Annotated in this window: 26 protein-coding genes and 1 pseudogene; 19 read left to right on the forward strand and 8 right to left on the reverse strand. The window is 68.1% G+C overall.

Annotated elements, in window-relative coordinates:
- Positions 1-34: 34 nt before the first annotated feature.
- The 5 genes from SROT_RS00750 to SROT_RS00770 form a co-directional block, all read right to left on the reverse strand.
- On the reverse strand, positions 35-871 hold the full coding sequence (locus SROT_RS00750; protein ID WP_013137088.1) for a cutinase family protein: 837 nt from the start codon (positions 869-871) through the stop codon (positions 35-37).
- 98 nt (positions 872-969) lie between these two features.
- A complete protein-coding gene (locus SROT_RS00755) occupies positions 970-1,812 on the reverse strand; it encodes a cutinase family protein (RefSeq protein WP_013137089.1) in 843 nt (280 codons plus the stop codon).
- 123 nt (positions 1,813-1,935) lie between these two features.
- Positions 1,936-3,366, reverse strand: coding sequence for an adenylosuccinate lyase (gene purB / locus SROT_RS00760; RefSeq protein ID WP_013137090.1), 1,431 nt, complete (start codon positions 3,364-3,366; stop codon positions 1,936-1,938).
- 20 nt (positions 3,367-3,386) lie between these two features.
- Complete coding sequence (locus tag SROT_RS00765) at positions 3,387-4,595, reverse strand: PI-PLC domain-containing protein (RefSeq protein WP_013137091.1); 1,209 nt, start codon at positions 4,593-4,595, stop codon at positions 3,387-3,389.
- Between the two features lie 10 nt (positions 4,596-4,605).
- The gene (locus tag SROT_RS00770; RefSeq protein ID WP_013137092.1) at positions 4,606-5,157 is read right to left on the reverse strand and encodes a hotdog fold domain-containing protein; all 552 of its coding nucleotides are present in this window, start codon (positions 5,155-5,157) and stop codon (positions 4,606-4,608) included.
- 465 nt (positions 5,158-5,622) lie between these two features.
- Between SROT_RS00770 and rpsJ the strand changes: the two genes are divergently transcribed.
- The 16 genes and pseudogenes from rpsJ to SROT_RS00850 all read left to right on the forward strand — a co-directional run bounded on the left by rpsJ (position 5,623) and on the right by SROT_RS00850 (position 15,435).
- Positions 5,623-5,928, forward strand: a complete 306-nt coding sequence (gene rpsJ, locus SROT_RS00775) for a 30S ribosomal protein S10 (protein ID WP_013137093.1) — start codon at positions 5,623-5,625, stop codon at positions 5,926-5,928.
- 10 nt (positions 5,929-5,938) lie between these two features.
- Entirely contained in the window at positions 5,939-6,604 is a 666-nt protein-coding gene (rplC, locus tag SROT_RS00780; RefSeq protein WP_013137094.1) for a 50S ribosomal protein L3, read from the forward strand.
- A complete protein-coding gene (rplD, locus tag SROT_RS00785; RefSeq protein ID WP_013137095.1) occupies positions 6,601-7,257 on the forward strand; it encodes a 50S ribosomal protein L4 in 657 nt (218 codons plus the stop codon). The genes rplC and rplD overlap by 4 nt, the downstream gene beginning before the upstream one ends.
- The gene (gene rplW, locus SROT_RS00790) at positions 7,254-7,568 is read left to right on the forward strand and encodes a 50S ribosomal protein L23 (protein ID WP_013137096.1); all 315 of its coding nucleotides are present in this window, start codon (positions 7,254-7,256) and stop codon (positions 7,566-7,568) included. The genes rplD and rplW overlap by 4 nt, the downstream gene beginning before the upstream one ends.
- Before the next feature lie 17 nt (positions 7,569-7,585).
- Positions 7,586-8,422: a 50S ribosomal protein L2 gene (gene rplB, locus SROT_RS00795; protein ID WP_013137097.1), complete on the forward strand. Its 837-nt coding sequence runs from the start codon at positions 7,586-7,588 to the stop codon at positions 8,420-8,422.
- A 14-nt stretch (positions 8,423-8,436) separates the two neighbouring features.
- Complete coding sequence (rpsS, locus tag SROT_RS00800) at positions 8,437-8,718, forward strand: 30S ribosomal protein S19 (RefSeq protein WP_013137098.1); 282 nt, start codon at positions 8,437-8,439, stop codon at positions 8,716-8,718.
- Positions 8,715-9,200: a 50S ribosomal protein L22 gene (rplV, locus tag SROT_RS00805; RefSeq protein WP_013137099.1), complete on the forward strand. Its 486-nt coding sequence runs from the start codon at positions 8,715-8,717 to the stop codon at positions 9,198-9,200. Before rpsS ends, rplV begins: the two co-directional genes overlap by 4 nt.
- Complete coding sequence (gene rpsC, locus SROT_RS00810; protein WP_013137100.1) at positions 9,201-10,049, forward strand: 30S ribosomal protein S3; 849 nt, start codon at positions 9,201-9,203, stop codon at positions 10,047-10,049.
- Between the two features lie 3 nt (positions 10,050-10,052).
- Positions 10,053-10,469 carry a 50S ribosomal protein L16 gene (gene rplP, locus SROT_RS00815; protein WP_013137101.1) on the forward strand — a complete coding sequence of 139 codons (417 nt, stop codon included), beginning with the start codon at positions 10,053-10,055 and terminating at the stop codon, positions 10,467-10,469.
- Positions 10,469-10,693, forward strand: a pseudogene (rpmC, locus tag SROT_RS17245) (50S ribosomal protein L29); the annotation flags it as partial. The gene rplP and the pseudogene rpmC, both read left to right, overlap by 1 nt.
- Before the next feature lie 122 nt (positions 10,694-10,815).
- Positions 10,816-11,106: a 30S ribosomal protein S17 gene (gene rpsQ, locus SROT_RS00825; protein WP_013137103.1), complete on the forward strand. Its 291-nt coding sequence runs from the start codon at positions 10,816-10,818 to the stop codon at positions 11,104-11,106.
- A 121-nt stretch (positions 11,107-11,227) separates the two neighbouring features.
- Positions 11,228-12,979 carry an alpha/beta hydrolase gene (locus SROT_RS00830; protein ID WP_013137104.1) on the forward strand — a complete coding sequence of 584 codons (1,752 nt, stop codon included), beginning with the start codon at positions 11,228-11,230 and terminating at the stop codon, positions 12,977-12,979.
- A 1-nt stretch (position 12,980) separates the two neighbouring features.
- Positions 12,981-13,640, forward strand: coding sequence for an LppA family lipoprotein (locus SROT_RS00835; protein ID WP_148223291.1), 660 nt, complete (start codon positions 12,981-12,983; stop codon positions 13,638-13,640).
- A 9-nt stretch (positions 13,641-13,649) separates the two neighbouring features.
- Positions 13,650-13,973: a WXG100 family type VII secretion target gene (locus SROT_RS00840; RefSeq protein WP_013137106.1), complete on the forward strand. Its 324-nt coding sequence runs from the start codon at positions 13,650-13,652 to the stop codon at positions 13,971-13,973.
- Entirely contained in the window at positions 13,970-14,629 is a 660-nt protein-coding gene (locus tag SROT_RS00845) for an LppA family lipoprotein (RefSeq protein WP_013137107.1), read from the forward strand. The genes SROT_RS00840 and SROT_RS00845 overlap by 4 nt, the downstream gene beginning before the upstream one ends.
- A gap of 122 nt (positions 14,630-14,751) precedes the next feature.
- The gene (locus SROT_RS00850; RefSeq protein ID WP_013137108.1) at positions 14,752-15,435 is read left to right on the forward strand and encodes an LppA family lipoprotein; all 684 of its coding nucleotides are present in this window, start codon (positions 14,752-14,754) and stop codon (positions 15,433-15,435) included.
- A 63-nt stretch (positions 15,436-15,498) separates the two neighbouring features.
- Here SROT_RS00850 and SROT_RS00855 read toward each other — a convergent pair whose 3' ends face one another.
- Together SROT_RS00855 and SROT_RS00860 are read right to left on the reverse strand one after the other, a co-directional pair.
- Entirely contained in the window at positions 15,499-17,763 is a 2,265-nt protein-coding gene (locus SROT_RS00855; protein WP_013137109.1) for a heavy metal translocating P-type ATPase, read from the reverse strand.
- Complete coding sequence (locus SROT_RS00860) at positions 17,760-18,137, reverse strand: zf-HC2 domain-containing protein (protein WP_013137110.1); 378 nt, start codon at positions 18,135-18,137, stop codon at positions 17,760-17,762. The genes SROT_RS00855 and SROT_RS00860 overlap by 4 nt, the downstream gene beginning before the upstream one ends.
- Positions 18,138-18,214: 77 nt before the next feature.
- Here SROT_RS00860 and SROT_RS00865 point away from each other — a divergent pair, with 77 nt between their 5' ends.
- Genes SROT_RS00865 through SROT_RS00875 form a run of 3 tightly spaced genes read left to right on the forward strand, consistent with a single transcriptional unit; the run spans position 18,215 to position 20,854 of the window.
- Positions 18,215-18,796, forward strand: a complete 582-nt coding sequence (locus SROT_RS00865) for a sigma-70 family RNA polymerase sigma factor (RefSeq protein ID WP_041406796.1) — start codon at positions 18,215-18,217, stop codon at positions 18,794-18,796.
- Complete coding sequence (locus SROT_RS00870; RefSeq protein ID WP_013137112.1) at positions 18,783-20,318, forward strand: bis-aminopropyl spermidine synthase family protein; 1,536 nt, start codon at positions 18,783-18,785, stop codon at positions 20,316-20,318. Before SROT_RS00865 ends, SROT_RS00870 begins: the two co-directional genes overlap by 14 nt.
- The gene (locus SROT_RS00875; RefSeq protein WP_013137113.1) at positions 20,318-20,854 is read left to right on the forward strand and encodes a GNAT family N-acetyltransferase; all 537 of its coding nucleotides are present in this window, start codon (positions 20,318-20,320) and stop codon (positions 20,852-20,854) included. The genes SROT_RS00870 and SROT_RS00875 overlap by 1 nt, the downstream gene beginning before the upstream one ends.
- A 7-nt stretch (positions 20,855-20,861) precedes the next feature.
- On the opposite strand, the gene SROT_RS00880 is transcribed toward SROT_RS00875, so the two are convergent.
- A complete protein-coding gene (locus tag SROT_RS00880; RefSeq protein WP_013137114.1) occupies positions 20,862-21,419 on the reverse strand; it encodes an LOG family protein in 558 nt (185 codons plus the stop codon).
- Positions 21,420-21,484 lie beyond the last annotated feature (65 nt).

The following is a 21,484-nucleotide window of genomic DNA, read 5'->3' on the forward strand; positions in this document are numbered from 1 at the left end:
CTTCCCTGCCCTGTTGGGCGCAGGAGGGCGCCGATCAGTTGTCCCCGTCTTCCTCGTCGTCGTCCGACGGCGGCGGGGTTTGGATCGGGCGGAAAGCGTCGTCGTCGGGCGAGCTGCTCGTCGTCGGGGTTTTCGGCGGGTTGGGGCGCAGCCCCAGGTGCTGCACCACGAAGTCTGCGGCTTTGTCGGTCAGGCCGCGGTCAATGTAGGAGTCGTGGTTGTGGAAGTTCGAGAGGTCGTCCGGGCCCGGCAGATGGCAGACGGGATCGCCGTCCGCGCATTCGTCGTCGGTGCGCGACCGAAGCCCGTCCGGCATCGGCAGGACGCCGTCGTAGACGTGCTTGACCGGGTTCCCGAAGACCGCCACCGCGGCGATATGCGGGAAGACGTTCGTGGGAAGGGGCTGGTCGAACCCGGTGTCCGCCAACGAGACCTCTCCCAAGATCGGCAGATTGATCGATTGGGTCGGCAATGGCGACACGGTCACCAGATCGACCACGCCTGCTCCTTGCGAGAAACCGCCGAGCACGATTTTCGTGCTCGGGCACGAACGGGCGACGTTCTGCACATGCTGGCTGAGGTCGTTGCCGCCGTCGCCGAGGCTCTCCGGGCTGAGCACGGCCGGATAGTCCACCGCGTACGCGTCGATGGCCTTTCCGGGCAGCCGTTCGCGCAACCCGTCGACAAAGTACTCGCCCATATAGCCAAGGCCGGGCGGCTCGTTCGTGCCCCTCGCGAACGCCACTTCCACGTCAGGGCAGGCGTCCGCGTGCGCCTGGGCGGCGTGCGGCGCGAGGACGGCGAGACCGGCGCCGCAGAAAAGGGCGGCGGCCAAAGCGGTGGATTTTCTCGGAATGCGCGAGTGTTCCATCCTTCGAGCATGCCATATTTTTCTCACAAGGGTCACTGCTTGTTCCAATCCGCACTCGCTCCTGTCCGCCGATTCGTTTGGCCAGTGACGACGCTGTCTTACTCGCCGTCCGCGTCCGATCCTTCTTCCTCCGGGGCTGCGGTCGTGTCTTCGTCTGGGGCCGTTTGCGCGTCGTTCTCGGCGGGCGGCTGCGGCGCCGGGGCGGCCTGCGCGGGCTGGCCGTTGATCTGGTCGGCGACGAAAGCGGCGCCCTGGGCTGTGAGGCCTCGGGAGACGTACGAGGTGTGGTTCGCGTTGAAATCGGCGCTCTGCGTGTCGAGGCCGCCCTCCACGTTTTCGCAGATCGGGTCGCCGTCAGCGCAGATATTGGTGGTCTTGGCAGCGAGGTCGGGGGTGATGAAGACCGGTTGCAGGCCGTTGAAGACGCGGTGGGTGGCGTCCCCGAACAACGCGACGCCGACAATCCGGTTGGCCACATCCCCCGGCAGCGGGTTGCTGAAGCCGAGCAGCGGCACCCCGAACGAGATCACCGCGTCGACCAGGGCCGCGCCCTGCGAATAGCCGCCGAGGACGAACTGCGTGTCCGGGCATCGGCTGGCCACGTCCTGCAGGTGCGCGGACAGATTGTCCGCGCCTGCGGCGAGGGAGTGCAAGTCGAGTGCGACGAAGTCGTAGTCGGCGGCGTAGTCCACCCCGTGGACGTTGAACGTCTTGCCTGGCTCTTTGGCCTTCAGGGCGTTGGCGAACGCGTTGCCGACGACGCCGACTCCGGCGGGCTCTCCCGTCCCCCGGGCGAAGGAGATGTCGTAGTCGGCGCATCCCGCGGGCGCCGCAGCGGCGTTCGGGGCCATCGTTGCGACTGCGGGCAAGGACGCTGCGGACAAGGACAGCAAGGGAAGCAGTCCGCTGAGGACGCCGCGGACGCGTGAGGAGATCATCATAAAGATCACTCTATACGAATCAAGGATCACTCTCTACGAAATAAATAGTGAACGCTAAATACTTTTCGGCGCTCGTCGTCCCTCCCGACGTCCCGGCTTTCGCCGAGGCCCCGGCCCTGGGCGTCACAAAATCGACCCTGGCCGGTAGGCGGCCGCTTCCGGGTGCTTCGCGACCAGGGCCTCCACCTCGTCGATGACGCGACGGACCTGGTCGTCGGCCGCGCCGAGGAACAGGTCGCGGTCGGCGAGCGCCTCGTCCAGCTGCGCTCGGGTCAATCCCAGTCGTTGGTCCTGGGCGAGCCGCGAGAGCAGGTCCGGCTCGGCTCCGCGCTCGCGGATGTCGTTGGCCAGCGCCACCGCGTGCTCTTTGATCGCCTCGTGCGCGGCTTCCCGGCCCACTCCCGCCCGCACCGCGGCCATGAGGATGCGGGTGGTGCCGAGGAAAGGCAAGTAGCGGGCGACTTCGCGCTCGATCACCGGCTCGAAGGCGTGGAACTCGCCGAGCACCGTCAAAAAGCCCTCGAAAAGGCCGTCGATCGCATAGAACGCGTCAGGCAGGGCCACCCGTCGCACAACGGAGCAGAACACGTCGCCCTCGTTCCACTGCGCTCCGGCGAGCTCGGCGGTCATCGAGGCGTAGCCGCGCAGGACGACGGCGAGTCCGTTGATGCGCTCGCTGGTGCGCGGATTGGTCTTGTGCGGCATCGCGGAGGAGCCGACCTGTCCGGGCTGGAACCCTTCGGTGGCGAGCTCTTGGCCCGCCATCAGGCGCAGGGTGTGCGCGAACGAGGAGGGCGCGGCGGCGAGCTGCACCAGCGCGGAGACGACGTCGTGGTCGAGGGAGCGCGGATAGATCTGCCCGACGCTGACCAGGGCTTGGGTGAAGCCGACGTGCTCGGCGACGCTGCGTTGGAGCCGGGCGAATTTGTCGCGGTCCCCGCCGAGAAGGTCGAGCATGTCCTGCGCGGTGCCGACCGGGCCCTGGATGCCGCGCAGCGGATAGCGCTCGATCAGCTCGTCCACCCGGCGCACCGCGATGAGCAGTTCCTGGGCGCAGGTGGCGAAACGCTTGCCGAGCGTGGTCGCTTGCGCGGGGACGTTGTGGCTGCGGGCCACCAGCATGGTCGGCGCGTATTGGGCCGCGCGTTCGGCGAGCCGGGCCAGCGCGGCGACCGCGTGGTCTCGGACGTGGGCCAGCGAGGCGCGGATGACGGATTGCTCCACGTTCTCGGTGGCGTCTCGGCTGGTCATGCCCCTGTGCACCAGCTCGTGCCCGGCGAGGGCGTTGAACTCGTCGATCCGCGCCTTCACGTCGTGGCGGGTGACTCGTTCCCGCGCTGCGATGGAGTCCAGGTCGACCTGTTCCTTGACCCGCTCGTAGTCGGCGACGCTGGCCGCGTCCCCGCCGGGGACGCCCAGTTCGATCTGCGCCTTGAGCACGGCGATCCAAAGATCGCGCTCAAGGACGACGCGGGCGCGGGGCGACCAGAGCGCCACAAGCTCTTTCGTCGCGTAGCGGGCAGCGAGGACGTCAGGCGTCTGCGGAGTGCTCATACCGTGCTTCGATGTTCCGATCAGCGGGGGGAAAGCTTCGCGGGCCGGTTGGCCCCGAGCGTGCCGAGCTCGGTGTCGAGCACGTCAGGATAGGCGGTGATGATCCCGTCCACGCATTGGTCCAGGTGCAGCTGGCTGTCTGTCCCTTGGCAGATTTTGAGCTGATGGTCCATATCGTTGAGGTTGTTGATGACCTGCGGGAAGACCTTCAGCCCCGCCTTGTGCGCGCGGTCGAGGAACTGTTTGGAGACCAGGAGGGGCTTTTGCTGCCCCGGCGGGGTCTGGTCCTCGGGCTGTGGCAGCGGCTGCGAGGCGAGGAAGTCGGGGGCGATGCCGTCGACCCCGAGTTTCACAGCGGCTTCGATGAGGTCGGCGTGCACTTCGCTCAGGTTCAGGCCGCCGATCCACGGGCTGCCGGGGTAGAATGTGTCGGCTCGCACCAGGGCCACGGTGGGCACAGTGCTCAGGCCGGGGATTTGTTCGGTGCCGACTTTGAAGCCGCTGTGCACCAGGGGCAGGGTGCGCCAGTCGTAGCTGGAGATGATGACATTGTCGAACCTCGCCTCGTTCATCGCTTTCACGACGGCGGCGACGTACTGCTCCGGGGTGGCGGTGTTGGCCTTCTGCACCGGGTCGGTGATGAGTTCGACGTCGAACCAGAGGCGCTCGACCGCGTTGTTGTAGCTGGTGCCGACTTTGAGCAGATCGACCAGCTTGCGCAGCTTGGACCCGGAGGCCTCGCTCTCGCTCTGGTTCGGGTAGGCGGGGTCGGTCTTGTCGCAGACGATCCCCTGCAAGACGGTTTCGTCGCTCAGGGCGTACACGTTCGACCCGATTGTGCCGTCCGGCGCGGGCTTCGGGCCGTTCGGGTCGGCGGACTCCGGGGCGATGGAGCACTTGGCGTCGGAGATCTTGGTGCTCGACCAGGCGATGGCGGTGCCGTTGTTGTCCAGCACCACCGGGACGTGCACCACGCTCACCCCGACGTTCTGGATCGAGTTGCGCACGGTGGGCTCGGACTGGGCCAAGCCGTAGCCCACGCCGCCTTGGTAGGCGATCACGGCGGGCAAGTCGGGCGACCAGTGCACCGGGATCTTCGTCGCCGAGGTCGTCGTCGGCGCGACGGGTGTGTTGCTGCCGCAACCGCTGGCCAGAAGGGTGGCGACGGCGACGGCGACGACCGCCCGGCCCGCGGGTCTCCCGCGGGCGGCCCTCTTGAGGATGCCCATGGCGCAAATACTAGCGGAGCTGGTTGGGCGCGGCGCCAAGTGGTTTGGGCGAAACCCAGGTGGTGATGGTCCCGTTCGCGACCTCGATGCCGGCGGAGTCGATCACCTGGAAATGGACGGGGACTTCGGATCCCTCGGTGATCGTGGAGAAGTCGAAGCCCTCAGGCAGGTGCGCGATCGTGCGCACGCCGCCCTTGATGATCTTCAGGTAGTTGACGGTCATGCCTTTGGGGAGCCAGCGGTGCGTCGACGGGGTGGAAGCCTCCATCACGAGGCCCATCGCGGCCTCGGCGGTGTTGCAGCAGGCGATGGCGTGCAAGGAGCCGATGTGGTTGTGCGTCAAGAACCACGACGGGGCCGAGACCTCGGCGCGGCCGGGCTCGATCGTGCGCACGTACGGGGTGACGGTGGCGAAATACGGCGCCTTGAGCGCGTACCCGGCGGAGAAGGCGACGCGGCCGGGGACGGACTTGCCGAGCTTGAGCCAAGCCCGTCCGAGGGCGCTGCCGCGCAGTGCCAGCTCGGTCCTCGACGTGACGGGCTTGGATTTGAACACCGCCATGGGTCTCCTTCGGATCGGCCGGCTCCGCCGGGCGTGTGGACGGACCGAGCATAATACTACCCGAAAGTAGTATTGGCCGACGCCGTGATCGCGAGGGCGTCGGCAGTGCTGCCTCAGTCTTTCCACCTGCGGACTTGCCAAGCCGCAGGGGTCTCGTGCATACTGAACAACGCTGCTCGCAAGGGCGGCGGGGTTGCGCGCGGCCTAGAGCTTTGACAAAAGTTTCACATCTGATGTCGGGATTTTGCCGCAGCGGACCAGCTTGGCTGGCCCGGAGGAGTGAAAGCTCCAGGGAGTCGGCCGCAGAACCATGAAAGCGAAAGAGCGGCCATTTGGCGTGCGTTCACGACGGCGAGACGCCGCGCGGGCGCCGACGTGAAGGACAGCCCTGCTTGGCGCGAGCCACGGCCAGGGCGCGCCAACCCGGATGCGGTGTTGGCGAGACGCAGGAGAAACGAGGCACTAGTGGCGGGACAAAAGATCCGCATCAGGCTCAAGGCGTACGACCATGAGGCTATTGACGCGTCCGCGCGCAAGATCGTCGAGACGGTCACCCGCACCGGCGCGAGCGTCGTCGGCCCGGTTCCTTTGCCGACGGAGAAGAACGTGTACTGCGTGATCCGCTCTCCGCACAAGTACAAAGACTCGCGCGAGCACTTCGAGATGCGCACCCACAAGCGCATGATCGACATCCTTGACCCCACGCCGAAGACAGTCGACGCGCTCATGCGCATCAACCTGCCTGCCAGCGTCGACGTGAACATCCAGTGAGGCCGCTCTGATGACTTCTTCCACTTCCAAGAACCGCGTGGGCCTGTTGGGCGCGAAGCTCGGCATGACCCAGGTCTTCGACGAGCGCAACCGCGTCGTCCCGGTGACCGTGATCCGCACCGGCGTCAACGTCGTCACCCAGGTCCGCACCCCCGAGCGCGACAAGTACTCGGCCATTCAGCTGGCCTTCGGCCACATCGACCCCCGCAAGGTGAACAAGCCGCTGGCCGGCCAGTTCGAGAAGGCCGGGGTCACCCCGCGCCGCCACCTCGCGGAGTTCCGCCTCGACGACGTCTCCGGCTACGAGGTCGGCCAGCAGATCGACGCGACCGTGTTCTCGGCCGGCGACTTGGTCGATGTGACCGGCACCAGCAAGGGCAAGGGCTTCGCGGGCACGATGAAGCGCCACGGCTTCAAAGGCCAGGGCGCTTCGCACGGCGCGCACAAAGTGCACCGCCGTCCGGGTTCCATCGGCGCGTGCGCCTTCCCCGGCCGCGTGTTCAAAGGCACCCGGATGGCCGGGCGCATGGGCAACGCGAAGACGACCACGCAGAACCTCACCGTGTTCCGGGTTGACCCGGAGGCCGGTGTGCTCCTCATCAAGGGCGCTGTCCCCGGCCGTGACGGCGGCTTGGTGTTCATCCGCTCCGCTGTGAAGAAAGGGGTGGCGAAGTGAGCCTCACCGTGACGATCCACGCCGCTGACGGCAAGAGCGCCGGAACGTTCGATCTCCCCGCCGAGATCTTCGACGCTCCGGCCAACATCTCGCTCTTGCACCAGGTGGTGACCGCGCAGCTCGCCGCTGCCCGGCAGGGCACCCACAAGGTCAAGACCCGGGGCGAAGTCTCCGGCGGCGGCCGCAAGCCGTACAAGCAGAAGGGCACCGGCCGCGCCCGTCAGGGCTCGACCCGCGCCCCGCACTTCACCGGCGGCGGCACGGTCCACGGCCCGGTGCCGCGCGACTACTCCCAGCGCACCCCGAAGAAGATGAAGGCCGCCGCCCTGCGCGGCGCCCTCTCCGACCGGGCGCGCGGCGGGCGCGTGCACATCGTGGACGAACTCGTCGCCGGGCAGTCCCCGTCGACCAAGAAGGCCTCCGCCTTCCTCGACTCGATCGCGTCCCGGCCCCGTCTGTTGGTGGTCCTCGGCCGTGCCGACGAGACCGGTCTGAAGAGCGTGCGCAACCTGCCGCACGCCCACATCCTGACCCCGGACCAGCTCAACACGTACGACGTGCTCAAGAGCGACGACATCGTCTTCAGCCTCGAGGCGTTGACCACGTTCATCGAGCACCACAAGGTCAACAAGAAGGAAGAGGTGCAGGCATGACCATCGCAAGCATCCCGGCTGATCCGCACGACGTGCTGATCCGGCCTGTGGTGAGCGAGAAGTCGTTCGCCTTGGCCGAGCAGAAGACCTACAGCTTCGTCGTGCACCCCGAAGCCAACAAGACCCAGGTGAAACTGGCCGTCGAGAAAGTTTTCGGCGTGAAGGTGGCGCGGGTGAACATCATGAACCGCAACGGCAAGCGCAAGCGCACCCGGTTCGGCGTCGGCAAGCGCGCCGACACCAAGCGGGCGCTCGTCTCCTTGACCGAGTCGAGCAAGACCATCGACATCTTCACGACGGCCGGCGCATAGGACTGAGGTAGAGAACAATGGCTATTCGTAAGCACAAGCCGACCAGCCCGGGTCGTCGTGGCTCTTCGAGCTCCGACTTCGCGGAGGTCACCCGCTCCACGCCGGAGAAGTCGCTGCTGCGCCCCTTGCACAACAAGGGCGGCCGCAACGCCCACGGCCGGGTCACCGTCCGCCACCAGGGCGGCGGCCACAAGCGGTCCTACCGGCTCATCGACTTCCGCCGCGCGGACAAGGACGGCGTGCCCGCCAAGGTCGCGCACATCGAGTACGACCCGAACCGCACTTCCCGGATCGCGCTCCTGCACTACGCGGACGGCGAGAAGCGCTACATCATCGCCCCCGCGAAGCTCAAGCAGGGCGATGTCGTCGAGACCGGCCCGCAGGCCGACATCAAACCGGGCAACAACCTGCCCCTGAAGAACATCCCGACCGGCACGGTGGTGCACGCCATCGAGCTGCGTCCGGGCGGCGGCGCGAAGATCGCCCGTTCGGCCGGCTCCGCTGTCCAGCTGGTCGCCAAAGACGGCCCGTACGCCCAGCTGCGCATGCCGTCCGGCGAGATCCGCAACGTCGACGCGCGCTGCCGCGCTTCGGTCGGCGAGGTCGGCAACGCCGAGCAGTCCAACATCAACTGGGGCAAGGCGGGCCGCAACCGCTGGAAGGGCATCCGCCCGACCGTCCGCGGCGTGGTCATGAACCCGGTCGACCACCCGCACGGCGGCGGCGAGGGCAAGACCTCCGGCGGCCGTCACCCGGTGAGCCCGTGGGGCAAGCCGGAAGGCCGCACCCGCCGTGCCAACAAAGAGAGCGACAAGCTCATCGTCCGCCGTCGTCGGACCGGGAAGAAGCGGTAGAAGGGAACTGACTGATGCCACGTAGTTTGAAGAAAGGCCCGTTCGTCGACGACCACCTCCTGAGGAAGGTGGACGCGCAGAACGACAAGAACACCCATCAGGTCATCAAGACCTGGTCGCGTCGTTCGACCATCCTCCCCGACTTCGTCGGGCACACTTTCGCGGTGCACGACGGGCGCAAGCACGTCCCGGTGTTCGTGAGCGAGTCGATGGTCGGTCACAAGTTGGGCGAGTTCGCCCCGACCCGCACCTTCCGCAGCCACGTCAAAGAGGACCGAAAGGCGAAGCGCCGATGAGCACTGTCCAAGACAACCCGACCGCGCACGCCTCGCTCAAAGGCGCGCGTTTCTCGGCGACCAAAGCCCGCCGGGTCATCGACCTGATCCGAGGCAAGCGCGTGGACGAGGCGTTGGCCATCCTGCGCTTCGCCCCGCAGAGCGCGAGCGAAGAGGTCTCCAAAGTCCTCGCGAGCGCGGTCGCCAACGCCGAGCACAATTTGAACCTGCACCGCTCGACCCTGGTGGTCTCGAAGGCGTTCGCGGACGAGGGCCCGACCCTCAAGCGTTACCAGCCGCGCGCCCAGGGCCGCAGCTTCCGCATTCGCAAGCGCACCGCGCACATCACCATCGAGGTGGCGGCCGCGCTCGCCAACGAGCGGCCGAGCCGCGCCAAGCGCGTCGCCGGTTCCAAGCAGGGCGCGTCCAAGAAAACCGAGTCCAAGAAGACCGAGTCCAAGAAAACTGCGGCAACCGCGACCGAGAAGGGAGGCGAGGAGTAAATGGGACAGAAAATCCATCCCCATGGCTTCCGCCTGGGCATCACCACTGATTGGCGCTCCCGTTGGTTCGCCGACAAGCAGTACAAGGACTACATCAAAGAGGACATCCAGATCCGCAAGCTGCTCGTGTCGGGCATGGAGCGGGCCGGTATCGCGAAGGTCGAGATCGAGCGGACCCGTGACCGGGTGCGCGTGGACATCCACACCGCCCGTCCGGGCATCGTCATCGGCCGCCGCGGCGCCGAGGCCGACCGCATCCGGGGCCAGTTGGAGAAGCTCACCGGCAAGCAGGTGCAGCTGAACATCCTGGAGGTCAAGAACTCCGAGACCATCGCCCAGCTCGTCGCGCAAGGCGTCGCCGAGCAGCTGTCGAACCGCGTGGCGTTCCGTCGCGCGATGCGCAAAGCGATCCAGTCCGCGATGCGCCACCAGCAGGTCAAGGGCATCAAGGTGATGTGCGGCGGCCGTCTCGGCGGCGCTGAGATGAGCCGGTCCGAGTACTACCGCGAGGGCCGGGTGCCCCTGCACACCCTGCGCGCCGACATCGACTACGGCTTCCACGAGGCCAAGACCACCTTCGGCCGGATCGGCGTGAAGGTGTGGATCTACAAGGGCGACATCGTCGGCGGACGGGTCGAGCACGCCGCTCAGCTCGCCGCCGCGGAAGAGGCGGGCGCCCGTCGCGACCGCGCCGCCCGCCCGCGCCGCTCCGGAGCCTCTGGCACCACCGCGACCAGCACCGAGGCCGGTCGCGCTGGCCAAGGCCCGTCCGACCCCTCGGCGGCGGAGCCTGTCGCGGCAGCGCCCGCGGCGGAGTCTGTTGCCAACGAATCAGGTCAGGAGGCCTGAGCCATGCTGATCCCACGTAAAGTCAAGCACCGCAAGCAGCACCACCCGAGCCGTTCGGGCGCTGCCAAAGGCGGCACGAAGGTGACCTTCGGCGAGTTCGGCATCCAGGCCCTTGAGCCCGCCTACGTCACCAACCGGCAGATCGAGTCCGCGCGTATCGCCATCAACCGGCATATCCGTCGTGGCGGGAAGGTGTGGATCAACATCTACCCCGACCGTCCGCTGACCAAGAAGCCCGCGGAAACCCGCATGGGTTCCGGCAAAGGCTCGCCCGAGTGGTGGATCGCCAACGTCAAGCCAGGCCGCGTTCTGTTCGAAATGTCGTTCCCGAATGAGGAGACGGCTCGCGAAGCGCTCCGCCGCGCGCAGCACAAGCTGCCGTTGAAGACGCGCATCGTGACCCGAGAGGAGCAATTCTGATGGCACACCGCACCAAGGCCGCTGATTTGCGCGAACGGGGTCGTGACGACCTGGTCGAGCAACTCGGCAAACTCAAAGAAGAAGCGTTGCACCTGCGTTTCCAGCTCGCCACCGGCCAGTTGGCCAAGAACAGTCGCGTCAGCGAGGTCAAGCGGGAGATCGCCCAGGTGTACACCGTGATTCGCGAGCGCGAACTGGGTTTGTCCGCCGAGCCGACCGCCGAGCAGGCGAAGGCGAAGAAGGCCGAAAAGAAGACCGACAAGGCCGAGAAGACCGACAAGGCCGAGAAAGCCGAGAAGAAAGAGTCCAAGGCCAAGAAGAGCGAGAAGACCGAGGGTGAGGACGCATGAGCGCCACAAAGACTGAACCGACGCCACAGGCCGCGCGCACCTCGCGCCGCAAGGTCCGCTCGGGCGTCGTCGTTTCGGACAAGATGGACAAGACCATCGTCGTGGAGCTTGTGGACCGCCACCGGCACCCGCTGTACGGCAAGATCATCCGGACCACGAAGAAGGTCAAGGCCCACGACGAGCAGCAGGACGCCCATATCGGCGACACCGTGCGGATCATGGAGACCCGGCCCCTGTCCGCGACGAAGCACTGGCGCTTGGTCGAGGTGTTGGAGCGGGCCAAGTAGGCTTCGTGTCTGCGGGTCGTCCCCGAGAATCCTGTCGAATCCCCTGGGCATACCCCAGGGGATTCGGCGTTTGCGCGTCCCTGATAATCTTTTCCGAGAGGAAGACGAAAAAGGGGGCGCTATGAACCTCGGGGACATTCGGCGTGTGGACACGGGGGCATTCGGCGATCTCGCGACGAGCCTGTCGTCGCGGGTCGCGTCGATTCAGGACGCCCAGGGCTCATTCGCGAAGATCACGCAATTCCCCGGATGGAGCGGCGCCGCCAAGGACGCGGCCACGCAGAACTTCCAGAACATCGACACAAGCCTGCTCGACGACATTGCGCGCCTCTCGGCGGTGCGAGAGGCGGTTTCGGAGCTCCACGACGATTTCACCCAGTTGCAAACAGAGCTGCGAGCCCTCGAACAGGAGGCGGACGCGCTCGGCGCGACTATCGACGACAACGGTTTCGTGCACGACAAGCCGGACGCGCACATCTCGGACGCGCAGCGCGCCCGGATCGCGAACCTGTCCGCCGAGGTCGCGGAAGTCATCCGGGCGGCGAACCGCTTGGACGAGAAAGCGGCCGACGTGCTCAAGAGAGCGACGGACGGAACGATCACCGCCGGGGGAGCCGCCGACGACGCCCAGGCCGCGCACGCCGGAGAGCAGCAAGGGGAGCTCGGCGTTGCGGACCCGCCGCCGGGCAAGGGAAGCCCCGACGCCAACACCGGCTGGTGGAACTCGCTCCCCCCGAAGCAACGCCAGTGGGTGATCGACAACCACCCGGATTGGATCGGGGGCAGGGACGGGGTCTCCGCGAGCGCGCGCGACGCCGCCAACCGCACGCTCATCCCGGCGGAGCGGGCGCGATTGACCGCGGAGCGGGACCGATTGCAGCGCGAGCTGGACAGCAACCCCTTCGGCGGCGCGTTCAGCGACAAGGACGCGCAGCTCTGGTACGTGAAGAAGAAACTCGACGACCTCGACGCGATCGACAGGTCGCTGAACCAGTACGGGAAAGACGCTAAATTGCTGGTGCTCGATATGCGGTCAGGAGAGCGCGGCAAGGCCGCCATCGCGCTCGGCGACCCGGACACCGCCGACCATATTTCGGTCACCACGCCGGGGTTGGACTCCTCCGTCGGTGGCAGTCTCAATGGGATGGTCGGCGAGGCAAGCGATCTCAAGAGCGAAACCGAGCGAATTCTGCGGGCACAGGGCAAGCCCGGCGAGACCGTGTCGACGATCGCGTGGATCGGCTACCAGTGCCCCCACGTTGACGGCCCCGGGTGGGGCGACTGGGCGCGCGGCGGCGCGGACGTCAGCCAGGACACCTTGGCGAAGGCGGGGGCGCAGGATCTCAGCCGGTTCTACCAGGGGCTCAACGCGGCATGGCATCCGTCGGACGGGCGTGCGGACACGGGGCCGCAGATCACCGCGCTCGGGCACTCCTACGGCTCGCTCACCACCTCCCTCGCCTTGCAGCAGACCCCGCCGGGTGTGGTGCAGAACGCGGTGCTCTACGGCTCGCCGGGGATCGAGGCGGACTCGGCCCAGCAGTTGCACATGCAGGCCGGGCATATTTTCGCGATGCAGGGCGATGGCGACACCATCAAGTTGGCTGCCGGAACGGGGAATTTCGGCGCGGACCCCTCTGTGCAGTCCTGGGTGACCCGGCTGTCCACCCATGAGGGCATCACGCTCGGTGACAGCCTGGACGGCATCGGTGTGCGCCACGAGGGCATCCAACAGAATGGGCACGAGCACTCGCAATACCCCCAGAACGGGTCCAACGGAGAATTGCGGATGCCGGGGTACAATATGGCCGCTGTGGTTGCCGGGATGACCGGGGACGACGGCCGCAAGGATGTCACCCAGCATGGGGAGTGAGATGAGCACAGACGAGGCCGTGCGCGGGGACGGGGGTGGTGTTCCGCGCCGCTCGTGGTGGGGGCGTGTGTGGAAGCGGGTGTTGATTGTGCTGCTTGTCCTTGCGGTGTGTTGCGGGGGCGGGTGTCTGGCGTTGCGAAAGGCGGTGGATTCTTTGGACCCGAATCCGAAGCATATGACCAAGGAGCAGGCCGAGGCGTTCGAGGAGCGCTACTGGAATAAAAGCACCTTGGAACAGGAAGGCCAGAAACTGGAAGCTCTCTTGGCTAGGACAGGTGATGAGATCGCGGCCCTTGTGCCCGGATTGACGTGGAGTTGGAAGGATGACATGAGTCGCACCGGGTGTCCCGGTGATCCTGCTGCCGATACTTGGGTTGGTCGGTTTTGGGCGCGGAAAGTGGTGTTCGATGGTCCGATTCCGCCTGGGGTGTGGCCGCAGGCGGTGGAGGTCGTGCGTCGTGCGGCGGCGTCCTATGGGGCGACGGAGTATCAGAATTTCATCGACAAGCCGGACAACCATGATTCGAACTTCTACAGCCCGGAGGGGGCGCGGATCGGCCTGACCTCGGCGGTGGCCGCCGTGTTGGTCGGGGTCACGCCGTGCCGGTTGCCGGAACGGTATTTCACCGAGCGCCACCTCCCGGTTCCCGGCGCGAAGTAAGGAGGAAAGATGCCTGCGAACACGCCGACGGGAGCCGGGCCGCATGTGCGAGCCGAGCTGGACGAATTGCGCTCGGGCGTGGACCAGCTGCGCAATCTGGCCGAGGAGACCAAGGACAAGCTCGCTTCCAGCGACTCGGCGCTGGCGGGCGCCAAGTCCGCGTGGCCGGGGATGCGGGCCGCGGGGGTGTTCGCCGCGTACGCTGATGCCGAGACCGCGCGCGGCGCGGCCATGGCCGAATCCTTCACCACGGCCGGTGACAATGTCGCCCATGCCGCCGAACAGTACGAGCATGTGGACGGCGTGAACGCCGACGCCTTGCGCCTGCGATGAGCACAGACGACACCATGCGCGCGGGTGGGAGTTCCGCTCCGCGCCGCTCGTGGTGGCGGCGGGTGTGGAAGCGGGTGCTGGTTGTGCTGCTGGTGCTTGCGGTGTGTTGCGGGGGCGGGTGTGTGGCGTTGAGAAAGTTGGTGGATTCTTTGGACCCGAATCCGAAGCATATGACCAAGGAGCAGGTGGCGGCGTTCGAGGCGCGCTACTTGGACAAGGGCACGGCGGAGCAGGAGGCGCGCAACCTGGAAGACCTTTTGGCGCGGACGGGCGACGAGATCGTCGCCCTCGTGCCCGGGCTGAAGTGGAGCTGGAATCGCGACTGGGGCCGTCTTAGTTGCCCAGGGGATGCTGCGAGCGATACACAAGTTGTCCAGATTTGGGTGCGACAACTGGTGTTCGATGGTCCGATTCCGCCTGGGGTGTGGCCGCAGGCGGTGGCGGTCGTGCGCCGCGCGGCGGCGTCCTATGGCGCGACGAAGTATCAGAATTTCATCGACAAGCCGGACAACCGGGATGTGAACTTCTACAGCCCGGAGGGGGCGAGGATCGGCCTGACCTCGGCTGTCTTGGCGGTATTGATCGGGGTCACGCCGTGCCGGTTGCCGGAATGGTATTTCACCGAGCGCCACCTCCCGGTCCCGGCCGGCAAGTAAGAAGGAACCCGCGCCCGTGAGTCATGCGCCGAACGGTCGGGGGATGGCGCCAGCATGCGCGCTCACGCCCTGCGTGTGACATGAGCAACGGTCCTCCCAGCTTCGCCGTGTAGGCTCGGGCGATGCCGAACACTGAGGCTGCGATGAGGAAACGCAAGTTCTGGATCGTGTCGCTGGTGATCGCGACAGCGGTGCTCGGCTCGGTCGTGTTCTGCGTGGGCGGTTTCTTTTTGCTCGGCTCCTGGGGCAGCCAGCTGGACCCTGACCACACGAGCCCGCACGAGGTCGCCCAAACAGAGGCCGCGTTGCGCCGAGGAGGCCCCGCCGAAGCGGACGCGCAACGGGTCGAGGCGGCGCTCATCCGGGCGGCGGACGCCGTCGCCGCCCAGCACCCCGGTGTGGCGTGGCACTGGGGCGAGCAGACCCCGGAACCATTGGATTGCAACCCCTACCACATGTTCCCGGCGACGCCCCCGGAACAGATCGTCGTTCGCCGTGTCCTGTTCGAAGGCGACCTCGCCGCCCCGGCCCGAGACGCTGCCCTCGCCGTGTTCGAGGAGCAGGCCAAGGCCGTCGGCGCTTCGCTCAAAGATTCGTTCACGACAAGCGACGGCAGATCAGGGGTGACGTTTTCCCGAAGCCCCGGCGATATCGCCTTTGTCGTCACGTGGGGGCGGGTCGATCCGCGCGTGGTCGGCAACCCGACGCAGGAGCAGCAAGCCGCCGCGGTGGTGGAGGGGCGCTCGGCGTGCTTGTTCCCGCAGCGGTATTTCACCGACCGCCATCTGGCGACCCCGAACCGCTGAGCCCAGTGCCCCCGGTTCGCCGCGCCGCTTCGACCGGGCGCGCACGCTGCCGACACGGAGGCGCTAGCGGATGTCGGTTCGCCGCAGCCGCAAACTGTTCGCGACGACGAAGAACGAGGAGAACGCCATGGCCGCGCTCGCGAGCAGGGGGTTCGCGAAACCCAGCACGGCGACGGGGATCGCCGCCACGTTGTAGCCGAACGCCCACAGGAGGTTGCCCCGCAGGGTGCGCAGCGTCGCCCTGGCCAGTGCGATCGCGTCAGGAACCGCGCCGAGGTCCTCGCGCACCACGATCACATCGGCCGCGCTCAACGCGACGTCGGTGCCGGTGAACACGGCCATGCCGAGGTCCGCGACGGCGAGCGCGGGGCCGTCGTTGATGCCGTCCCCGACGAATGCCACCCGCAGCCCCCCCTCTTGCAACTGGCGCAGCACGTCCGCTTTGCCTTCGGGGGCGACCTCGGCGATCACTTCGGGGATGCCGACCTGGTCCGCGACCAGTTGGGCGGCGCTCGCGTTGTCGCCGGTGAGCAGCAGCAAGCGCAGTCCGCGCGCGCGCAGCCGCGCCACTGCCGCGGCCGCGGAGTCCTGGACGGTGTCGGAGAGGCCCAGCACGGCAATGGCGGCGCCGTCTTTGCGCAGCACCACGGCGGTGGCTCCGTTGCGTTGCTGCTCGCGCACGGCTCGGGCGAGCTCGGGGGGCAGGTCGGGGCGCGGCGCGTCGCGCCTGGTGTCGGGACGGGTCACCTCGACGTCGCAGCCGTCCACCGTGCCGCGCACGCCGGAGCCGGGGAGGGCGAGGAAACCATGGACTTCGGGCAGCGCCGGGACGACGCCGCGCGCCCACGAGGCGATCGCGGCGCCCACCGGGTGCTCCGAGGCGGCCTCGACGGCGCCAGCCAGCCTCGCCGCCTCGGCCTCGGCGGCGCCGTCTGCGAGCGCCACGCTGGCCACTCGCATTTTCGCGGTGGTGATGACGCCGGTTTTGTCGAACACCACGGCGTCGACGTCCCTGGTCGCCTCCAACGCCCTCGGCCCTTTCAGGAACACGCCGAGCAGGGCTCCCCTGCCCGCCGCGACCATGAGCGCAGTCGGGACGGCGAGGCCCAAGGCGCACGGGCAGGCGATCACCAGGACCGAGATCGCGACGCCGACCGCGCGCGCGGTCTCGGCCCCGGCGAGCAGCCAGCCGACGAACGTCGCCGCCGCGATGAGCAGCACCGAGGGGACGAAGAACGCCGAGACCCGGTCGGCGAGCTCCGTGGCCTTCCCCTTGCCGATTTGCGCCTCTTCGACCAGCCGCAGCATCCCGGCCAGCCGGGTGTCCTCGCCGACCGCCGCGGCCTCCACCACGAGCCGCCCGGTCAGGCAGATCGTCCCGCCGACCACGGCGGAGCCCGGTTCGACCGGCACGGGGTTCGGCTCGCCGGTCATCGCGCTCATGTCCACATCGGCGGCGCCGCTCAAGACCAGTCCGTCCGTCGCGATGGTCTCGCCGGGGCGGACGGAGAAGCGCGACCCCTCGACGAGGTCTTCGACCGAGGCCCGCACTTCGCGGTCGTCGATCAGCAACGTGACCTCGCGCGCGGCGAGCGCGGCGAGCGCGCGGGTCCCTGCGCCGGCCCGTTGTTTCGCTTTCGCTTCGAAATACCGCCCGGCGAGGACGAACACCGTGATACCGGCGGCGACTTCCAGGTACACGCCGTCGCTGGCGAGGATGGTGGCCAGGACGCCTGCCGGGGCGGGCCGCGGCTGGCCCGTCGTGGCGAACATCGACCACAAGGACCAGCCGAACGCGGCCCACACGCCAAGGGTGACCAGGGTGTCCATCGTCGCCCCGCCGCTGCGGAGCGCGGCGAGGGCGCGGCGGCGCATGGGCGCGGCGCACCACAGCACCACGGGGAGCGCGAGCGCGGTGAGCAGCCATTGCCAGCCAGGAATCCGAAAGCCGGGCTCCATGGCGAAGAGGACGGACAAGTTCGCGAGCGGGAAGAACAGGAGCAGCGCGACAGCGAGCCTGCGGAAGAGGTCCTGCACCTCGCGCTCTTCGGCCTGGTCGGCTTCCTCCGCGAGGGCGGCGGCGCGCGCGTTGGCTTCGATCAGCGCGGCGGCGTACCCGGCTTTTCCCACGACGGCCACGATCTCGTCCGGCGCGACGGACTCGGGCGCGTCGACGACCGCCACCCCGGTCGCGAGGTTCACCTCCGCGCGCACCCCGTCGAGCTTGCCCAAGGCCCGCCCGACCCTGGCGGAGCACGCCCCGCAGGTCATGCCGCTCACGGCGTATCTGGTCCGCCGGAGGGAGCCCGGCTCGAACACGGCGGTCACTCGGGGCGCTCCGGGGCGGGGCGCAGGTGCCCCGTGCGGCGGCCGGGCCGGGCGCCCTGGGGCACGCGCACTTCGACTTCCTCCGGTTTGGGCGACCACACCGAGAGCCGGGACCGCCAGGAACGCTTTGGTTTGGGCAGCGCCACTTCGAACACCGGGGCCGCGGGGACCGCCGCCAGGCGCAACGCGGCCGCTTGAGTCTGCGCCTGGCGCCACCATTGCGCGCAATCGTCGCAGGCCGCGACATGCGCGTCGACCCGGTGGGCGGGCACGGGCTCGCGCTCCCCGTCCAAGCGGGCGGAGAGCGATTCCTGCGCCGTGCCGCACGGGATGCGGGATCCTTCTCGGCTCGATGGCTCCGGCGCGCTCCGCATACCTCATTTTAGCGCCTGACGTGAGCGGTTCATTCCCGATGCGGGCCGCGGCCGCGCCGCACGATATCCTAGGGAGCATGTTGCAGAGCGATGGCGAAGACCGGGCCACCGCTTTTGCTCTTGCTGCCGCGCGCGGCGACCGCAAAGCGCTTGCCGCGTTCGTCGCCGAGACCCAGCGGGACGTGTGGCGTTTTCTCGCCCACCTGACGGACCCGACCCAGGCGGACGATCTCACCCAGGAAACTTTTTTGCGGGCGATGACCAGCATCGCGAGGTTCGAGGGCCGCTCGAACGGCCGAGTGTGGCTGCTGTCCATCGCGCGCCGGGTCGTGGTCGACCAGATCCGTTCCGCGGTGGCCAGGCCGAGGTCGGCCCCTGGCGCCGATCCGGGCCTCGCGCCGGTCGTGCGCCGCAGGGAAGTCGCCGAGCATGGGGCGCAGGTCGAGCTGTCTTTGGTGAAAATGCTGTTGGAGGATTTGGCCCCCGAGCGCCGCGAGGCGCTGGTGCTCACGCAAATGCTCGGCCTTTCCTACGCGGAGGCCGCCGCGGTGTGCGACTGCCCGGTCGGCACGGTGCGCTCACGGGTCGCCAGGGCGAGGGAAGACCTTGTGGAGGCTTCCCGCGAGCAGTCGGGGGACGCGGTCCGTGGCGCTGGCTGACATCGCCCTGCTGCTCGCGCGGCAGACGGCGTGCAACCGTCAGCACCTCGCCGTTCTCGCCCGGCTCCTCGCGGGCGGGGCCAGTCTGCAAGAGCTCATCGACGCGGCGGCGCTTTCCCGCCGAGGAGTCGAAGCGTTCCTGCGCGTCGCCGGTGAGGACGTTGTCGCCGATGCGGACGGTCGGCAGGGGCTGCGGCCGCAGGCTCGGGAGGGGTACGAGGCGCTGCTCGCGTCGGCTTCCCGCCCAGAACTCCGGCCGGAGCTGTTGGAGGAGCTGCGCGCGGCGCGCGCCCGCGCGCCGAAGCCGAACAGGAACCTCGACCATGTCGCGGCCACAGCGGAAACTGTCCTGCGGCGGGCGTCGTGGATCGCGCGGCGTTTCGAGACGAACGGTCTGCGCGTCCTTTTCGTGGGGGACCACGATCTCACCAGCCTTGCGGTGGCGAAGCTCTGCCCTTCGGCGGACATCGCTGTTGTGGACATCGACGAGGCGCTTGTGGAGTTCCTCGCCGCCGAACTGTCCAGTTCCGGAGCGAAATTTCGTGTTCGCCACGCCGATCTGCGGCAAAGGTTCCCCGCCGATCTCGAAGCATGGGCCGACCTGTTCGTGGCCGACCCGCCGTACACGCCGGACGGCGTGGCGTTGTTCTGCGCGCGCGGCGCCCAGGGCTTGCGGTGCCTCGCGCAGGGGCGCGGGCTTGTGGCGTACGGGTACGGCGAGGCCCAGCCCGCGCTCGGCCTCGCCGTGCAGAAGGCCATTGTCGGCCTGGACTGCCTCGTCGAAGAGCTCATTCCCGACTTCAACCGCTACCAGGGCGCGCAAGCGATCGGCAGCGCGAGCGACCTGCATCTGTTGCGTTTCGCCCCCAGCGCGGCCAAGAAAGTCGACCGGATCGCCTCGGGGGGAGCCCCTGCGGCGATCTACACCCATGGTCGGCAGTCGGTGGAGTCGTCGGCTGCGGCGGGGGCGCTGGATCTGCGCAAGCACGAGCCGTCAGCGCTGTTCCGCGCTCTGTTGTGGGAACAGGGCGACCAGTTGGCGCTGCTCGTGGACAACAACCATCCCGATGTGCGCAGCGCCGATGCTCAAGCGCGGCTCCGGGAGGATTTCGCGGAAAAATGGAACCTGCGGTTGCGCAAATCCGCCCCGGATTCCGTCAGCGCGATCATTGAGGCCGACGCTGTGGGCGGGGCTGGTCCGCGCGGGCTCGTCCTCGCGCGTCCGCACGGCAAGGTGAAGAACGTGCTGCGGGAGGCGCTGGTCCGCTCGGCCGGCGGGCGGACGAAAAATCAGGCGCGGGAGCTGGTCGGGAGCATTCTGGCTTCGCTCGGGCCGTGGGGCGAGGGGGTTGGGGAGTGCGTGGTCGGGGACGCGCCGAGGGCAATGCTGCGCACCGTGTTGCACGCGATGGAGAACGCCGTGTCGCACGCGATGGAGAACGCCGTGTTGCACGCGATGGGGGACGCCGTGTCGCACGCGATGGAGGACGCCGCGCGTGGAGCGCGGCAGGAAGGAACCTGATGGCGACGAACACTGCGGCTCCGGGCCCGCGCGCGGGCATTGTCCGCCGGGCGCGGCCCGAGGATGTGCCCGCGATGCGCGCGATGGTCTACGACCTCGCCGTCTACGAGAAGGCCCCCGAACAATGCCATCTCACCGAGGAGCAGTTGCACGCGTCGCTGTTCGGCGAGCGTCCTGCGGTGTTCGCCCACGTCGCGGTGTCGCCGGAGGAGGAGTCGCGGCACGACACGCCCGGCGAGGTCGTCGGCATGGCGGTGTGGTTCCTCAACTACTCCACCTGGGACGGCGTGCACGGGATCTACCTCGAAGACCTCTACGTGCGTCCGCAGAGCCGGGGCTCGGGGCTCGGGAAACAGCTGCTGGCCGCCTTGGCCGGGGAATGCGTCCGCAACGGCTGGTCCCGGCTCAGCTGGTCGGTGCTCGACTGGAACGCCCCGGCGATCGGGTTCTACCAGTCCATCGGGGCGAAAGCCCAGGACGAATGGACCACGTACCGGCTCTGCGGGCCGGAGCTTCGCGCGCTGGCCGAGGGGTGAGGCGGCGCTAGAAGCGTCCGCCCGGATGGGCGAATGACTCGACCTGCTTCAGGTAGTCCTGCGCGTCCTGCGCGACGATGAGCAGGTCGTAGCTGCTGTCCGCGATGAACCCCGCTTCTCGCACGCCCCGGACGGCGGCGAGCAGGTCCGTCCAGAAACCGTTCGCGTTGAGCACCCCGACGGGTTTGGGGTGCAAGGCGAGCTGCGCGGAACCCCACACGTCGAAGAGCTCGTCGAGCGTGCCGAGCCCGCCGGGCAGGGCGACCGCCGCGTCGGCGAGCGCCAACATGAGCTCTTTGCGCTGGTGCATCGTTTCCACCACGCGCTGGGTGGTGAGGTGTTGGTGTGCGAGCTCTTTTTCGACGAGGCTGGCGGGGATGACCCCGTGCACTTGGCCGCCCTCGGCGAGGGCGGCGTCCGCGACGACGCCCATGAGCCCCTTGTGCCCGCCGCCGTACACGATGTGCACCCCGGCCCGGGCGAGGGCGCTGGCGAAATCGGCCGCCGCTGCGGCGTGCGCCGGATCTGTCCCGGTGCTTGCGCCGCAATACACTGCGACTTTCATAGCTCTCCTTGCTTCGCGTCCGACTCGGATCTTGCCATCTTGACCGCCGAGAGCGCGCCCCGCGC

Origin of the sequence: Segniliparus rotundus DSM 44985 (assembly GCF_000092825.1) — a bacterium.
GTDB lineage: Bacteria > Actinomycetota > Actinomycetes > Mycobacteriales > Mycobacteriaceae > Segniliparus > Segniliparus rotundus.

Coding starts and splice junctions, on each gene's coding strand:
- SROT_RS00865 (WP_041406796.1), top strand. CDS start 18,215: ATGTTGCAGAGCGATGGCGAAGACCGGGCCACCGCTTTTGCTCTTGCT.
- SROT_RS00830 (WP_013137104.1), top strand. CDS start 11,228: ATGAACCTCGGGGACATTCGGCGTGTGGACACGGGGGCATTCGGCGAT.
- SROT_RS00845 (WP_013137107.1), top strand. CDS start 13,970: ATGAGCACAGACGACACCATGCGCGCGGGTGGGAGTTCCGCTCCGCGC.
- rplV (WP_013137099.1), top strand. CDS start 8,715: ATGAGCACTGTCCAAGACAACCCGACCGCGCACGCCTCGCTCAAAGGC.
- rpsC (WP_013137100.1), top strand. CDS start 9,201: ATGGGACAGAAAATCCATCCCCATGGCTTCCGCCTGGGCATCACCACT.
- SROT_RS00840 (WP_013137106.1), top strand. CDS start 13,650: ATGCCTGCGAACACGCCGACGGGAGCCGGGCCGCATGTGCGAGCCGAG.
- rplB (WP_013137097.1), top strand. CDS start 7,586: ATGGCTATTCGTAAGCACAAGCCGACCAGCCCGGGTCGTCGTGGCTCT.
- SROT_RS00850 (WP_013137108.1), top strand. CDS start 14,752: ATGCCGAACACTGAGGCTGCGATGAGGAAACGCAAGTTCTGGATCGTG.
- SROT_RS00755 (WP_013137089.1), bottom strand. CDS start 1,812: ATGATGATCTCCTCACGCGTCCGCGGCGTCCTCAGCGGACTGCTTCCC.
- SROT_RS00765 (WP_013137091.1), bottom strand. CDS start 4,595: ATGGGCATCCTCAAGAGGGCCGCCCGCGGGAGACCCGCGGGCCGGGCG.
- rplP (WP_013137101.1), top strand. CDS start 10,053: ATGCTGATCCCACGTAAAGTCAAGCACCGCAAGCAGCACCACCCGAGC.
- SROT_RS00770 (WP_013137092.1), bottom strand. CDS start 5,157: ATGGCGGTGTTCAAATCCAAGCCCGTCACGTCGAGGACCGAGCTGGCA.
- rpsQ (WP_013137103.1), top strand. CDS start 10,816: ATGAGCGCCACAAAGACTGAACCGACGCCACAGGCCGCGCGCACCTCG.
- purB (WP_013137090.1), bottom strand. CDS start 3,366: ATGAGCACTCCGCAGACGCCTGACGTCCTCGCTGCCCGCTACGCGACG.
- SROT_RS00750 (WP_013137088.1), bottom strand. CDS start 871: ATGGAACACTCGCGCATTCCGAGAAAATCCACCGCTTTGGCCGCCGCC.
- rpsS (WP_013137098.1), top strand. CDS start 8,437: ATGCCACGTAGTTTGAAGAAAGGCCCGTTCGTCGACGACCACCTCCTG.
- SROT_RS00880 (WP_013137114.1), bottom strand. CDS start 21,419: ATGAAAGTCGCAGTGTATTGCGGCGCAAGCACCGGGACAGATCCGGCG.
- SROT_RS00860 (WP_013137110.1), bottom strand. CDS start 18,137: ATGCGGAGCGCGCCGGAGCCATCGAGCCGAGAAGGATCCCGCATCCCG.
- SROT_RS00835 (WP_148223291.1), top strand. CDS start 12,981: ATGAGCACAGACGAGGCCGTGCGCGGGGACGGGGGTGGTGTTCCGCGC.
- rplC (WP_013137094.1), top strand. CDS start 5,939: ATGACTTCTTCCACTTCCAAGAACCGCGTGGGCCTGTTGGGCGCGAAG.
- SROT_RS00875 (WP_013137113.1), top strand. CDS start 20,318: ATGGCGACGAACACTGCGGCTCCGGGCCCGCGCGCGGGCATTGTCCGC.
- rplW (WP_013137096.1), top strand. CDS start 7,254: ATGACCATCGCAAGCATCCCGGCTGATCCGCACGACGTGCTGATCCGG.